Below are 14,957 nucleotides of genomic sequence, written 5' to 3'. Positions count from 1 at the left end.
CCGATCCCACGGGAGCGGCCGACCCCGGTGACGACCACGATTCCGCGTCGCTGTGGCATTGGGCTCTCCTTCGGTTTGGGGGTCTCGACAAGCTCGCCGGCGGTGGCTGGGTCTCGACAAACTCGACCACCGGTGATTGAGCTTGTCGAAATCACATCACCCGGGTCTCGACAAGCTCGGCCAGCGGTGGCTGGGTCTCGACAAGCTCGACCGGCGGTGGCTGGGTTTCGACGGGCGGTGGATCAGGGCGAGCTTGCCATCACCAGCTTCAGGGCCACGAATCGCACCCCGGTCGCCACCGCATTGGCGACGGCCAGGACGAGCAACTCGAGCCAGCGGGCGGCGTCCGGAACCATCAGGTGCAGTGCGGCGAGCGAGCCGCCGGTCAAACCGAGCGCGACCACGAAGGCGAGCAGGCCGGTGGCGTGGTGGGTGACCAGGCCGTCCGCGCCACGAACGCCGAAAGTGATCACCCGGTTCGCGGCGGTGTTCGCCACCGCGGTGACCGCCAGGGCGACCAGATTCGCCGCCTGCGCGTCGAGAACGACCCGCAGCAGCAGGTACAGCACCGCGTAGGCAACGGTCGATGCCACGCCGATCGCTCCGAACCGGATCAGCTGCCCGAACAGCCCGGCCGGCACACCGGCCACCGCGCCGCCCGACGGCGAGCTCATCGGCGGGCGGGCCAGCTCGGCGCGCACCGCACCGATCGGGATCCGTCCGGTGGTCAGCCCGCGCAGCAGCCGCCACACGCCGCGCAGGTCCTCGGTCGCGGTGGCGACGATGTCGACGGTGGTGCCCGGGTCGTCGATCCAGTCCACCGGCACCTCGTGGATCCGTAGCCCGGACCGCTGGGCGAGCACCAGCAGTTCGGTGTCGAAGAACCAGTTGGTGTCCTCGACCAACGGCAGCAGCCGCCTCGCCACGTCGGCCCGCATCGCCTTGAAGCCGCATTGGGCGTCGCTGAACGACACCCGCAGCGCGCCGCGCAGGATCAGGTTGTAGGTCCGCGAGATGAACTCCCGCTTCGGCCCGCGCGCCACCCGCGAACCGCGGGCCAGCCGGCTGCCGATCGCCACGTCCGAGTGCCCGCTGACCAGGGGAGCGAGCAGCGGCAACAGCGCGCTCAGGTCGGTCGACAGGTCGACGTCCATGTAGGCGACGACGTCGGCGTCACTGGCCAGCCAGGTCTGCTTCAGGGCTCGTCCGCGACCCTTGGCGTCCAGGTGCACGACGCGGACGCCGTCGAGATCGACCGAGAGCCGCTGGGCGATCGCCAGGGTGTCGTCGGTGGACGCGTTGTCGGCGATGGTCACCTGGTGCCGGTAGGGCAGGGCGTCGTCCAGGAAGCCGGTGAGCCGCCGGATCGAACGCTCCAGGTCGGCCGCCTCGTTGTACACCGGGATGACGATCTCGACGCTGGCCAACCGGGCGGGCAGTGGATGCCGTCCGCGCGTGGTGTCGTCGGCCAGGGTCATCGCGGTGCTCACTTCGCCGCCGTCAGGTCGTAGACGGTGGTGTTGCCGACCGTCGTCGCGGTGTAGTTCTGCTGCACCCAGGTGGCGATCTCGGACGCCGCCTGGCTGCCGCCGTTCTGGCCGCCGAAGTTGCCGCCGCCGATGAAGTAGTGCACCTTGCCCTGCGCCACCCACTCCTGGAACTGCGCCAGCGTCGGGGACGGGTCGGAGCCGTTGAAGCCGCCGATCGCCATCACCGGATACCCGCTGGCCAGCTGGTAGCTGGCGGCGTTCTGGGCACCGGTGGTGGCCGCCACCCAGGTGTACTCGGACGCGTTCGCCTGCAGCGCGGTGAGCAGCTCGGACGACACCGAGGCGCCGTTCAGCAGGCCGCCCGCGCCGCCACCCCGGCCGCCGCCGAAGCCGGCGCCGTCATTCCCGGTGCCAGTGGTACCGCCGGGCTGACCCTGGCTGGTGCCGCCGGGCTGGGTGCCCTGCGGCCCCTGCCCGGTCTGTCCCTGCCCGGTCTGTCCCTGCCCGAAGCCGCCCGGACGTCCCCCGCCCTGGCCACCGCCACCGGGGCCACCGTTGCCGCCCGCGATCCCGGTGCGGGCAGGTCCCGCGGTGACGATCGAACCGGTGTGCGGGGTGGCGGCGGTGTTCACCGAGTAGGCGGCCGGGCTGGCCAGTCCCGCGATGACGGCGGCGGAGATCGCCGCCGTCTGCAGCGACCGCAGCACGGTCCGCCCGAACAGGAACACCGCCGCGCAACCGACCAGCACCGCGGCCGCGGCGATCGAGATCCACAAGTAGATCCCGCCTGCGACCGAGGCCAGTGCGACGCCCCAGACTCCGGTGGCCACCGCGGCCAGAGCCAGCGCCCCGCGGCCCAGCCAGGTCCGCCGATAGGTCCAGGCCACCGCGCCGCCCAGCGCCAGGGTGCCGCCGATCGCCGGGGCCAGTGCCACCGTGTAGTAGTCGTGGTAGATGCCGGCCATGAAGCTGAACACCAGCGTGTTGATCACCAGCCAGCTGCCGAACAGCGCCAACGCCGCGTTGACCCGGGTGCGATGGGTCTCGACGCCGGCCCGGAACGTGGTCGCCCAGCCACGGCGTCCGAGCAGCGCCAGCGCGGCCACGCCGAGCAGCAGCGCCGCCGGGATCAGCCACGACACCATCTCGCCCGAGACGGTGGTGAACATCCGCAGCAGGCCCAGCTGTCCCCAGCGTCCGGACGTGCCACCGACCGAGCCGGTCTCGTTGCCGTTCAGCCGGCCCAGGCCGTTGTAGCCGAAGGTCAGTTCCAGGATCGAGTTGGTCTGCGAGCCGCCGATGTAGGGACGCCACGACTCAGGCACCAGTTCGACGATCGCCACCCACCAGCCGAAGGCCAGCACCATGGCGCAGAACGCGGTGAGCAGGTCGACGACCTTCTTCCGCCAGGACGCCGGGGCGCCGATCGCGTAGGCCAGCACCAGCGAGGGCAGGATGACGAAGGCCTGCAGCATCTTGGCCAGGAAACCCAGCCCGATCAGCGCGCCGGCGGCCGCCAGCCTCCACCGGGACGCCGTCTCGGCGGCCCGCAGGGTCAGCGCCGCGGCCGCCACGTAGCAGAACACCATCAGGGCGTCCGGGTTGTTGAACCGGAACATCAGGGTGGCTGCCGGGGTGAGCGCGAAGGCCAGCGCCGCGACGATCCCTGCCCAGTGCGAGCGCCGCACCGACCCGCCGCGGGCCAGCGAGCGCCGCACCGTGCCGTACAGGATCCAGGCGGACGCCACCCCGAGCAGGGCCTGCGGCAGCAGGATGCTCCACGGGCTCAATCCGAAGACCCGCGCCGACAGCTCCATCAGCCACAGCGACGCCGGCGTCTTGTCGACGGTGATCGAGTTCCCGGCGTCCAGTGAGCCGTAGAAGAACGCCGTCCAGGACTGCGTGCCGGCCTGCACCGCGGCCGAGTAGAACGAGTTCGCCCAGCCCGACGCTGCCAGGTTCCAGGTGTAGAGGGCGGCCACCGCCAGCAGGGTGAGTGCCAGCGATCCACGTCTGATCAGTGGCGACAGCGGCTGGGAGTTGAGGCCCGATGAGCCGGCGGTCGCCGCGGCAGCCGGGGGCACGAGGGTTGTCGTCGTCATGTCCACCACGCTCGACCACGGCGCTGTTGGCCCTCTGAGGGGTGCCTGTGGGGCGCTTGTGAGGGAAATTCGCCGACGATCTAAATCGCTCACCCATCTATGTTGCGCGACTGACTAGATAGTCGTACCATCTACTTATGACCGAGAGCGGATGGCCCACCGAGTGGCTCAGGGGAGCGCTGGAGATGTGTGCCCTGGCTGTCATCGCCCGCGGTGAGACCTACGGCTACGCAATCGCCAGCGAACTCGCCGAAGCAGGCCTCGGCGTGGTGAAGGGCGGCACCCTCTACCCGCTGCTGGCCCGCTTCGAGCAGGCCGGACTGGTCCGGGTCGAGTGGCGGGCCGGCGAATCCGGCCCGGGTCGCAAGTACTACGCGCTCACCGACGCCGGGCTGCTGGAGCTGGACCGGCGCCGGGTGCAGTGGCGTGCATTCGCCGACACCGTCACCGCCATCACGAACGAGAAGGAGAGAGTCCATGACTGAGATCCGCGGGGCCATCGCGCCCCATGTGGAAGCCGGCTGGGTGGAGGCGATGCTGCTGGAGCTACGGCTGCAGGGGGTGTCCGGTGACCGGATCGGTGCCGCGCTGGCCGAGGTCGAAGCGCATGTCGTCGACAGCGGCCAGGGCGCCGAGGAGGCGTTCGGCGACCCGGTCGAGTACGCCCGTTCGCTCGGCCTGCCGGCTGAGCCGGAGCAGTCGAGGACGGCGACCCTCAAGGGGGTCGTCCCCACCCTGATCCAGCTGTTCGGCCTGGTCGCCGTCGTCGCCGCCATGCCGTGGGGCCCGGACGCGGTCGGCGTCACGACGACCCTGCTGGCCGGCCTGGTCGTCGCGGCGTTGCTCCCGGTGGTCGTGGTGGCTCTCGGTGACCGGGTGCTGCGGGCGATCGTCGAGCGTCCGGTCGTGGTGTTCCTGGCCACCATGCTGATCCTGGCTGCGGTTGCCGCAGGCCTGATCGCGGCGGGACGGCTCGGCCTCGACCAGGGGTTGTTCGAGCTGCCCCGGCCGCTGATGCTGGTGATCGGCCTGCTCGCCCTGGCGCTCGGCACCTGGGTTGCGGTCCGCTCCGACGCGACCGAGCCCGACGTGGTCAGCTCGCCCGTCCCGGGCAGTAGGCTGCCGCGCCCCGGCGTGCGGCATTGGGCCTGGACGGCCCTGCCGGTCCCGGTGGCGACGGTGTTCCTGGCAGGATTGCTCTCGCTGCTCTGAGGCCCTGACAAGCCCGGGAAGCCCGTCCGCCGGCTCGTTTTGACCCACCCCCGGACGGGCGGGTAACCTAAATCGCTGTTGCGCTGTGGTCTGCCTGAGCAGATCCCGCACTGCCGACAGAACAGCTACCTATGGAAGTGGTCCACGAGCGTGTCTACGTACAGCCCCAAGTCGGGTGAAATCACCCGGAACTGGCATGTGATCGATGCCTCCGATGTCGTTCTCGGACGGCTGGCCGTCACCGCCGCCACGCTCCTGCGTGGCAAGCACAAGGCGCAGTTCGCGCCGCACGTGGACACCGGTGACTTCGTTGTCGTGGTGAACGCCTCCAAGATCGCCCTGACCGGCAACAAGCGGACGGCCAAGCTCGCGCACCGGCACTCCGGGCGTCCGGGCGGCCTCAAGTCGGTGCCCTACGGCGAGCTGCTGGACAAGGATCCGCGCGCCGCCGTCGAGCGTGCCGTGTGGGGCATGCTGCCCAAGAACAAGCTCAGCCGTCAGCTGCTCAGCAAGCTGAAGGTGTACGCGGGCCCCGAGCACCCGCACGCCGCCCAGCAGCCGCAGCCGTACCAGATCACCCAGATCGCTCAGTGAGAGCCGAAGGAAGCACCGTGACCGAGACCGTGGAGACCACCACCGAGGAGTTCGCCCCGTTCACCGAGGGTGAGCGCGAGATCGCCTACCGCGCCGAGGCGGCCCCGTCGTCCGCAGCCCCGGGCGAGCGCCCCGCCGTGATCGGGCCGGCCGATGCCACCGGTCGCCGCAAGGAGGCCATCGCCCGCGTCCGGCTCACCCCGGGCACCGGCCAGTGGAAGATCAACGGCCGCGCGCTGGAGGAGTACTTCCCGAACAAGCTGCACCAGCAGACCGTCAACGAGCCGTTCGAGACCGCAGCGGTCGCCGGCGCCTACGACGTGGTCGCCAAGATCGTCGGCGGCGGTGTGACCGGCCAGGCCGGTGCGCTGCGGCTCGGCATCGCCCGGGCGCTCAACGCCGTGGACGAAGAGGCCTCACGTCCGGCCCTGAAGAAGGCCGGACTGCTGACCCGCGACGCCCGCGTCAAGGAGCGCAAGAAGGCCGGCCTCAAGAAGGCCCGCAAGGCTCCGCAGTACAGCAAGCGCTGATCGGCGCATGGCAAGGCTTTTCGGAACGGACGGTGTCCGTGGACGAGCCAATGCCGAGCTGACCGCCGAACTGGCCCTCGACCTCGCCGTCGCCGCCGCCCACGTGCTGGGCGAGGCGGGCGTGTTCGAGGGCCGTCGGCCGTTCGCTGTGGTGGGCCGCGACACCCGAGCCTCGGGAGAGTTCCTCGAGGCGGCGGTGGTCGCGGGCCTGGCCTCGGCCGGCGTGGACGTGATCCGGCTCGGCGTGGTGCCCACCCCCGGTGTGGCCTACCTGACCGGTGCGCTGGACGCCGATCTGGGCGTGATGCTGTCGGCCAGCCACAACCCGATGCCCGACAACGGCATCAAGTTCTTCTCCCGCGGCGGCGTGAAACTCGACGACACCGTCGAGGACGCCATCGAGCAGCGGCTCGGCGAATCCTGGACCCGGCCCACCGGTGCCGATGTCGGACGCGTCCGCGACGACCTGGGTGCGGTCGAGGGCTACGTCGCCCACTTGGTCTCCAGCCTCGGTCAGGACGCCTCGCTGGCGCCGCTCAAAGTGGTCATCGACACCGCCAACGGCGCCGCCTCGCTGACCGCCCTGGCGGCCTTCGACGCCCAGGGTGCGACGGTGATCCCGCTGCACGCCGATCCCGACGGCCTGAACATCAACGACAACTGCGGCTCCACCCACCTGGGCTCGCTGCAGGAGGCGGTGCTTTCCCACGGCGCCGATCTCGGCATCGGCCTGGACGGCGACGCCGACCGCTGCCTGGCGGTCGACGCCGACGGTGCGATCGTCGACGGCGACCAGATCCTGGCGATCCTGGCGCTGGCCATGAAAGAGAGCCACGCGCTGCACAGCGACACCGTGGTGGCCACGGTGATGAGCAACCTCGGCTTCATCCTGGCGATGCGCGCCCACGGCGTCCGGGTCGATCAGACCAAGGTGGGCGACCGCTACGTGCTCGAGTCGATGAACGCCAACGGCTTCACCCTGGGCGGCGAGCAGTCCGGCCACGTGATCATGAGCGAATTCGCCACCACCGGCGACGGTGTGCTGACCGCGTTGCATCTGGCCGCCCGGATGGCTCGCACCGGCAAGTCGCTCGCCGAATTGGCGTCGGTGATGACCCGGCTGCCGCAGGTGATGATCAACGTGCCGAACGTGAACAAGGTGCGCGCCGGGCTCGACCCGGTGCTGCAGCAGGCCGTCACCGCCGCCGGACGTGAGTTGGGCGAGAGCGGACGGGTGCTGCTGCGGCCGTCCGGGACAGAGCCGCTGGTCCGGGTGATGGTCGAGGCGGCCAGCCACGACCAGGCCCAGCAGATCGCCGAACGCCTGGTCGGCGTGGTGCGCGACCGGCTCGCGCTGTAACAGCCGGGTCCCGGCACCTCGGGGAACCGGGGTGCGTGGCGTCTCTGAGGAAATCCTGCGGCGAGCGTCCGCGGAAGTTACGTTTTCGCGTTCGGGCCAGAATTCTCCATAGAAGTGCTTGCGGGCGCGCCGCTCGGCTGGCAGGGTTCCAGCAACCGAAAGCGCCCCCGGCCGTCCCCACGGTCCTTCTCCTCGGCCGGTGGCTCACGGATCGCTGTTTTCTTCCGAGGATTGAGTCAGATGACCGACACCAAGTCGCCGCAACTATCGGCGCTCGACGCCGAGCAGGTCGGCTATAAGCAGACCCTCGGACGTCGCCACGTCCAGATGATCGCGATCGGCGGTGCCATCGGCACCGGCCTGTTCCTCGGATCGGCCTCGCGGCTGCACAACACCGGCCCGGCGCTGGTGCTGAGCTACGCGTTCGTCGGTCTGATCGCCTACTTCCTGATGCGGGCGCTGGGTGAGCTGGTGCTGCACCGGCCCACGTCCGGGGCCTTCGTGTCGTACATGCGTGAGTTCTTCGGTGAGAAGTGGGCGTTCACCACCGGCTGGATCTACTGGATGAACTGGGCGCTGACCGGCATCGCCGACCTGTCCGCGGTCGGGCTCTACATGCAGTTCTGGTTCCCGACGCTGGACACCTGGATCACCGTGCTGATCGGGCTGGTCGTGGTACTGGCGGTGAACCTGATGTCGGCCAAGGCGTTCGGCGAGTTCGAGTTCTGGGCCGCCATCCTCAAGGTGGGCGCCATCGGCGTCTTCCTGGTGGTCGGCACGGTCGTGGTCGTCGGCCAGTTCGACATCGGCGGGCACAAGGCCGGCTTCCAGAACCTGTGGACCAACCCCGGCGGCTTCTGGCCGACCGAGGCGCCCTACGTCTGGTACGGCCCGCTGCTGGTGATGTCGGGCGTGGTGTTCGCCTACGCCGCGATCGAGATGGTCGGCGTGGCCGCGGGCGAGATGCAGAACCCGGCCCGCGAGGTGCCCAAGGCCGTCAACGCCGTCATCATGCGGATCGCCGTCTTCTACGTCGGCTCGCTGCTGCTGCTGGTCTCGATGCTGCCCACCGAGGACTACAAGCCCGGCATCAGCCCGTTCGTCACCGTCTTCGAGCGACTCGGCATGGACTGGATGAGCGCGGCGATCCAGGCCATCCTGATCGTCGCCGCGATGTCCAGCCTGAACGCCGGCATGTACTCCACCGGACGGGTGCTGCGCAGCCTCGGCATGTCGAAGCAGGCCCCGGCCTTCACGCTGAAGATGAGCAAGTCCGGCGTGCCGTGGGCGGGCATCGTGATGACCGCGGCCGTGATGGCGCTGGGTGCGGTGTTGAACGCCTTCGTGCCGAACGCCTTCGAACTGGCCCTGGAGGCCACCGCGATCATGATCGTGTTCACCTGGGCGACGATCTTCAGCTGCCAGATCAGGCTGAGACAGTTGATCGACAAGGGCGTGGTGCCGCCCACACCGTTCCCGGCGCCCGGCTCCCCGTACACCTCGTACATCGGTCTGGGCTTCCTGGTGTTCGTGCTCGTCGGCATCGCGGTCTCCGGCTGGCAGAGCGCGCCCGACCTGCTGCACAAGATCAACTTCCTGGTGGTGGTCTTCGGCATCCCGGTGCTGAGTGCGCTGCTGGCGCTCGGCTGGCGGCTGGTGAAGCCTCGGGTGATCGCCAACACCGGCGGCCGGATCGAGTCGGTCTGGACCGACACCGGACCCCGCTACGGCGACGCCACCGTCGCCGATCCCGACGCCGACACCCCGAGCCACTGAGGCCGGAAGGAGTTCCGACAGATGCGTAGCAGGCTTTCCCCCCTGGCCCGGTTGTTCGGCGCCGTGGCGACCCTCGGCCTGGTCCTGGCCGGCTGTTCCAGCCCGGGCGAGATCAAGGACCCCACCCCGATCGCCGGGGCGACCACGTTCAGCAAGCTGCGGATCGGCATCTCGTTCGATCAGCCCGGCGTGGGCACCGCGAGCGAGGCCGGCGAGTCGGACGGGGTGACCGTGGGCAAAGACGCCAAGGGCTTCGACGTCGACACCGCCACCTACATCGCGAAGGCACTCGGGGTGCCGGCCGAGTCGATCACCTGGGTGAAGGCCGACCCGGTCGACCGCGAGCGGCTGATCGAGGACGGCAAGGTCGACCTGGTGCTGTCCAGCTACACGATCACCGAGGACCGCAAGCGGCGGGTGGACTTCGCCGGCCCCTACTTCGTGGCCCATCAGGACCTGCTGGTCCGGCGCAACGACGAGGAGTTGACCGGGCCCGACCGGTTGAAGGGCCGCACGTTGTGCGCCGCCGCCAACACCACCTCGGCGCAGAACGTGCTGAACCGCTACCAGGGCGATGTCGCGCTGGTGCAGCCCAACACGTTCTCGGAGTGCGTGAAGCGGCTGACCACCGGTGATGTCGACGCGGTGACCACCGACGACATCATCCTGGCCGGTTTCGCGGCGCTGCCGGCCAATAAGGGCGTGCTGCGGGTACTCAACAAGGGCTTCTCCGACGAGCCGTACGGCATCGCGATGCCCAAGGGCTCGGGACAACTGGTCACCCAGGTGAACCAGGCGCTCACCAGCTACATCGCCGACGGCTCGTGGAAGGCGTCGCTGGAGCGCAACGTGGGGCCGTCCGGCTACAAGATCCCCGATCCGCCGACGCCTGGGAAGTGACCGAAACCCGCTCCGAGGGGGACCGCGTCGTCCTCGTCCGGGCGATGGCGGCGCTGGCCGCGACGCCGCCGTTCGCCGACCTCGACACCCACACGATCGAGGCGCTGGCCGCCCAGGCAAGGATCGCCGAGTACCGGGCCGGCGAGTTGATCCTGGACGCCTTCCGGGCACCGCCCAGCGAGGTGCTGGTGGTGGTCGCCGGCCGCGTCCGGGTCTGGCGGGACGCCGCGCGGCCGCACGACCCGGACGCGCCCGACATGATCTGCGGCGCCGGCGAGGTGTTCGGCCTCGACGCCACCCTGACCGGCAAGGCGATCGGTCCGCTGGCGGTCGCCGACGGGCCCGTCCGGGTGGTGCGGGTGCCGGCCGACCAAGCGGCCGCGGCGCTACCGGAGACGGCGGTGGGAGCCGTGCCCACCCGCGGCCTGCTGGCCCCCGCGGAGTTGTCCGAGCCGGGGGACCGGTTGCGGGTCGACGAACTGGCCATGGCGCCGCTGGTGATCGTGCCCGGCACGATCAGCGTGCGCGAGGCGGCGCTGGCGATGGCGCGGACGGGCCTGGCCGGCGTCCGGTTGTCCGACGGCGACCTCGGCGTGGTCACCGACCGGACGCTGCGCGAGCGGGTGCTGGCGGCCGGCTTGTCCACCGAGCGCCCGGTCGGCGGGGTGGCGGCCACCGACCTGCCCCGGCTGCCCGGGGACGCCTCCGCGGCGGAGGCGCTGATCCTGCTGCTCGACGACGTCCGATCCGACCATGTGCTGATCACCGGGCCGGACGGCGGGGTGACGGGGGCGGTCGAGGCCCGCGACTTCCTCGGTTCTCCCGTCACCCCCGGCCTGGTGGTGCATGAACGCATCGAGCGCGCCCACGACGTGGCGACACTGGTGCAGCATGCCCGCCGGCTGCCCGGGCTGCTCGCCGACCTGCTGGCCGGCGGACTCGGGGCGGCCGGGGTGCTCAGCGTCTACTCGGCGCTGGTCGACGCGGTCACCCGGCGGATGCTCGAGCTGACCTTCGCGGCGCATCCCGAGGTGTCGCTGGACGCCTTCACCTGGCTGTCGCTGGGCAGCAACGGACGCCGCGAATCGACGCTCAGCTCGGACGTCGACTGCGCCGTGGCGTTCCACGAGCCGCTGCCGCAGGACGAGATCGACCGCTACCGGGAGGTCTTCCTGGAGGTGATCGGTTCGCTGGCCCGGGCCGGCCTGACCGGCGACGGGCACGGCGCCACCGCCGCGCACAAGCTGTTCGCCCGCAGCAGCGCCTCCTGGGAGAAGATCGCCCGGGAATGGCTGGACGATCCGAGCCGCAACAATGCGGCGATGATGGTCTCGCTGCTGCTCGACGCCCGGCCCATCATGGGCGCTCACGACGTGCCGGCGGTCGCTCGCATGGTCACCGAACTGCGGGCCCACCCGGCCAGCATGCGCATGTTGCTGGAGGAATCGCTGGCCAAGCGTGCCAGGCTGCGTCCGTTGCTGCGGGTCTTCCCGGGACGCGACGCCTTCGACATCAAACGCTATGCCCTGCTGCCGATCGTCAACCTGGCCCGCTGGGCGGCCCTCACCGTCGGCTCCACGGCGCTGCCGACCACCGAACGGCTCCGGGCCGCGGCCGGCTCGTCGATCCTGCCGGCGCGGCAGGCGGCGACCCTGGTCGAGGTGTTCGAGGTGCTGCAGGCGATCCGGTTGCGTCGCCAACTCCACCAGGTGGAGCGCGGCCGGCCCGCCACCGACCGGATCCGGCTGGACCGGATCTCGGCGATCGATCGCAGCATCATCGCGCGCGCCGTCCGGGAGATCGCGACGGTGCAGCAGCGGATGGCCAACCTGTCCCGCTACGAGAACCCGGAGGACTGGGGGCGGCCCGATCCGCAACCGGACGCCGACGACTGGCGATGAGCCTGCTACGGGTGCCGCCGGGACAGCGGCTGGCGGTGATCGGAGACGTCGGCGGGCACGTCGACGCGCTGCGCGCCGAGCTGGCCCGGCTCGGCGTTCCCGGCGAGGGGGACGGTCCGCTGCCGCCGGATCTGCTGGTCGTCCAGGTCGGTGACCTGATCCACCGCGGGCCCGATTCGGCGGGCGTGGTCGCCCTGGTCGACCGGCATCTGCGGGCCGATCCCGACCGGTGGATCCAGCTGGTCGGCAATCACGAGGCGTTCTACCTGCGGCGCAAGCAGTTCAGCTGGCCCGAACGGGTGCCGCGCGGCACTGTCGCGGTGCTGCGCAACTGGTGGACCAGTGGACGGATGCGGCCGGCGGTGGCGATCCGCGCCGCGGGCGAGGATCTGCTGGTCAGCCATGCCGGGCTCACCCGCGGCTTCTGGGCGGACGTGCTGGGTGCGCCGTCCGATGTCGCGGCCGCCGCCGACGCCATCAACGCCCTGGCCCACCGCAACGGCCGGGCTCTGTTCAAACCCGGCACGATGGTGGGCTGGCGCGATCCCGATCATGCGGCCGGGCCGGTCTGGGCTGCGGCCGGTACCGAGGTTGCGGCCAGTTGGTCGGGCCACCCACTGCCGTTCAGCCAGGTGCACGGGCACAGTTCCGCCTACAACTGGGAGGCGGGCAGCTGGAACCTCGGCGACGACCTGCGGCAGGCGGCAAGGCTCGACGACACCGCCCGGCATGTGGTGATCACCCTCCCGGGCGGGCGGTTGGTCGGGGTCGATCCGGGACACGGTGCCGAAGTCAGGCGGCAGTGGCGTGCCTTCGAACTGCCGGGTGGGCCGGTCACACCTTCCGGATCCGCACCCAACTGACCTGGTGGTTCTCGCTCTTGCGCAGGATCGCGGTGGCACGTCCGCGAGTGGGGCGGATGTTGAGTTCCAGGTTGGGCCCGTTGATGGTGTCCCAGAAGGTGCTGGCGGTGGTCAGCGCGTCGGCGTCGGAGATGTCGGCGTAGCGCCGGAAGTACGACCGCGGATTCCGGAAGGCGGTGGAGCGCAGCGCCATCCAGCGGTCGATGTACCACTGTCGGATGAACGCCGTCCGGGCGTCGACGTAGACGGTGAAGTCGAAGAAGTCGCTGACCGCCAGGGCGGTGCTGCCGTCCGAGCGGCGCCGGGCGGGCTGCAGCACGTTCAGCCCCTCCACGATCAGGATGTCGGGGTCGGCGACCACGATGCGCTCGTCGGGGACGATGTCGTAGGACAGATGCGAATAGACCGGCGCGGTGACCTCCGACTTGCCCGACTTCACGTCGATGACGAACTGCAGCAACGCCTGCCGGTCGTAGGACTCCGGGAATCCCTTGCGGTGCGCGATGCCCATGGCCTCGAGCATGTGGTTGGGGTAGAGGAAGCCGTCGGTGGTGACCAGGTCGACCCTCGGACGCCGCGGCCCGCGGGCCAGCAGTTCCTGCAGCAGGCGGGCGGTGGTCGACTTGCCGACCGCGACCGAGCCGGCCACGCCGATCACGAACGGCACCTGCTTGTGGTTGATGCCGAGGAAATCATGGGTGGTTCCGTACAGCGCGCCGGTGCGCTCCCAGTACAGGTTCAGCAGCTGGGTGAGCGGGTGGTAGACCTGCCGCACCTCGTCGGAGTCGGTCGGGTCGCCCAGACCGCGCAGCCGGGCCAGGGTGTCGGCGTCCAGCTCCCACGGGACGGCCTCGGCCAGCTCGCTCCACTGCCTGCGGCTGAGTGCGACGTAGGGTCCGTACGGGTCGTCCTCGGGTGAGAACGGCATTCCGGGCGGAAGCAGCAGTGGTTTCGGATCCATGGCACCTCGTTGGCTGGGCTGGGCACCAGTCTGCCCGCCGGAGCGCGAGCCGGGCCGGGAAACCCGCGACGACACACCCCCGATTGGGCATCGTCCGGCGCCCCGGAACCGCCCCGGTAAAGTTCGCGCCATGTGCGGAATCATCGGTTATGTCGGTCCTCGTGATGCCAGCAAGGTGGTGGTCGAGGGGCTTCGCCGGATGGAGTACCGGGGTTATGACTCGGCCGGTGTGGCGGTGATCGCCGACGGAGCCATCGATTTCCGCAAGAAGGCCGGCAAGATCTCGAACCTGGACGCCGAGATCGCGGCCGATCCGATCGCGGTCAGCGAGATCGGCATCGGGCACACCCGGTGGGCCACCCACGGCGGCCCGACCGACCGCAACGCGCATCCGCACGTCTCGGCCAACGGCCGGGTGGCGCTGATCCACAACGGCATCATCGAGAACTTCGCCCCGCTGCGCGCCGAGCTGCAGGCCCAGGGCATCGAGTTCCGGTCCGAAACCGACAGCGAAGTGGCCGCCCAGCTGGTCGGTCAGGCGGTCGGTGACGGCGCCGACCTGGCCGACGCGATGCGCGGCGTCTGCAACCGGCTGCACGGTGCGTTCACCCTGGTGGCGATCGACACCGCCGAGCCGGGCCGGCTGGTCGCCGCCCGCCGCAACTCGCCGCTGGTGGTCGGCGTCGGCGAGGGCGAGAACTTCGTGGCCTCCGATGTCGCGGCGTTCATCGAGTTCACCCGGCAGGCCATCGAGCTGGGCCAGGACCAGGTGGTCGACGTCACCCGCGACAGCGTGACCGTCACCGACTTCGACGGGGCTCCGGCCGACTCGCACCCGTTCGAGGTGACCTGGGATCTCTCCGCCGCCGAGAAGCAGGGCTACGACTGGTTCATGCGCAAGGAGATCTACGAGCAGCCGCAGGCGGTCGCCGACACCCTGCTCGGCCGGTACAACGACGACGGCTCGCTCAAGCTCGACGAACTGCACATCCCCGAAGCGGAACTGCGCACGATCGACAAGATCATCATCGTGGCCTGCGGCACCGCCTACTACGCCGGCATGGTCGCCAAGTACGCCATCGAGCACTGGACGCGGATCGCCTGCGAGGTCGAGATCGCCTCCGAGTTCCGCTACCGCGACCCGATCATCACCCCGCGGACACTGGTGGTGACGCTCAGCCAGTCCGGCGAGACCGCGGACACCTTGATGGCCATCCGGCACGCCCGCGAACAGGGCGCCAAGGTGATCGCGATCTGCAACACCAACG

Annotated in this window: 13 protein-coding genes; 10 read left to right on the top strand and 3 right to left on the bottom strand. The window is 70.3% G+C overall.

Annotation, left to right across the window (positions count from 1 at the left end):
- Positions 1-242: 242 nt before the first annotated feature.
- Positions 243-1,490 (bottom strand): dolichyl-phosphate beta-glucosyltransferase, encoded by a 1,248-nt coding sequence (locus Q0066_RS06135; RefSeq protein WP_298131110.1) that lies wholly within the window; start codon positions 1,488-1,490, stop codon positions 243-245.
- Entirely contained in the window at positions 1,487-3,592 is a 2,106-nt protein-coding gene (locus Q0066_RS06130; RefSeq protein WP_298131108.1) for a glycosyltransferase family 39 protein, read from the bottom strand. The genes Q0066_RS06135 and Q0066_RS06130 overlap by 4 nt, the downstream gene beginning before the upstream one ends.
- Before the next feature lie 137 nt (positions 3,593-3,729).
- Here Q0066_RS06130 and Q0066_RS06125 point away from each other — a divergent pair, with 137 nt between their 5' ends.
- From Q0066_RS06125 to Q0066_RS06085, 9 genes are all read left to right on the top strand, one after another.
- A complete protein-coding gene (locus tag Q0066_RS06125; protein ID WP_298131104.1) occupies positions 3,730-4,077 on the top strand; it encodes a PadR family transcriptional regulator in 348 nt (115 codons plus the stop codon).
- Positions 4,070-4,804, top strand: a complete 735-nt coding sequence (locus tag Q0066_RS06120) for a hypothetical protein (RefSeq protein ID WP_298131103.1) — start codon at positions 4,070-4,072, stop codon at positions 4,802-4,804. The genes Q0066_RS06125 and Q0066_RS06120 overlap by 8 nt, the downstream gene beginning before the upstream one ends.
- A 150-nt stretch (positions 4,805-4,954) precedes the next feature.
- Entirely contained in the window at positions 4,955-5,398 is a 444-nt protein-coding gene (gene rplM, locus Q0066_RS06115; RefSeq protein ID WP_298131101.1) for a 50S ribosomal protein L13, read from the top strand.
- On the top strand, positions 5,395-5,928 hold the full coding sequence (rpsI, locus tag Q0066_RS06110) for a 30S ribosomal protein S9 (RefSeq protein ID WP_298131099.1): 534 nt from the start codon (positions 5,395-5,397) through the stop codon (positions 5,926-5,928). Before rplM ends, rpsI begins: the two co-directional genes overlap by 4 nt.
- A 7-nt stretch (positions 5,929-5,935) precedes the next feature.
- Complete coding sequence (glmM, locus tag Q0066_RS06105) at positions 5,936-7,288, top strand: phosphoglucosamine mutase (RefSeq protein ID WP_298131098.1); 1,353 nt, start codon at positions 5,936-5,938, stop codon at positions 7,286-7,288.
- A 240-nt stretch (positions 7,289-7,528) separates the two neighbouring features.
- Complete coding sequence (locus Q0066_RS06100; RefSeq protein ID WP_298131097.1) at positions 7,529-9,064, top strand: amino acid permease; 1,536 nt, start codon at positions 7,529-7,531, stop codon at positions 9,062-9,064.
- A gap of 21 nt (positions 9,065-9,085) precedes the next feature.
- Positions 9,086-9,964 (top strand): glutamate ABC transporter substrate-binding protein, encoded by an 879-nt coding sequence (locus tag Q0066_RS06095; RefSeq protein WP_298131095.1) that lies wholly within the window; start codon positions 9,086-9,088, stop codon positions 9,962-9,964.
- A complete protein-coding gene (locus Q0066_RS06090) occupies positions 9,961-11,865 on the top strand; it encodes a putative nucleotidyltransferase substrate binding domain-containing protein (RefSeq protein ID WP_298131093.1) in 1,905 nt (634 codons plus the stop codon). The genes Q0066_RS06095 and Q0066_RS06090 overlap by 4 nt, the downstream gene beginning before the upstream one ends.
- Positions 11,862-12,728 carry a metallophosphoesterase gene (locus Q0066_RS06085; RefSeq protein WP_298131090.1) on the top strand — a complete coding sequence of 289 codons (867 nt, stop codon included), beginning with the start codon at positions 11,862-11,864 and terminating at the stop codon, positions 12,726-12,728. Before Q0066_RS06090 ends, Q0066_RS06085 begins: the two co-directional genes overlap by 4 nt.
- Here Q0066_RS06085 and coaA read toward each other — a convergent pair.
- The gene (coaA, locus tag Q0066_RS06080; protein WP_298131114.1) at positions 12,700-13,656 is read right to left on the bottom strand and encodes a type I pantothenate kinase; all 957 of its coding nucleotides are present in this window, start codon (positions 13,654-13,656) and stop codon (positions 12,700-12,702) included. The two genes, Q0066_RS06085 and coaA, sit on opposite strands and share 29 nt — an antisense overlap.
- A gap of 163 nt (positions 13,657-13,819) precedes the next feature.
- Here coaA and glmS point away from each other — a divergent pair.
- Positions 13,820-14,957 (top strand): glutamine--fructose-6-phosphate transaminase (isomerizing) (gene glmS / locus Q0066_RS06075; RefSeq protein WP_298131089.1); only part of this gene is annotated, 1,138 nt, incomplete at its 3' end.

Source organism: Micropruina sp. (assembly GCF_027492755.1).
GTDB lineage: Bacteria > Actinomycetota > Actinomycetes > Propionibacteriales > Propionibacteriaceae > Micropruina.
The sequence above is the reverse complement of the archived record's forward strand: the minus strand, read 5'-3'. Positions and strand labels throughout refer to the sequence as shown.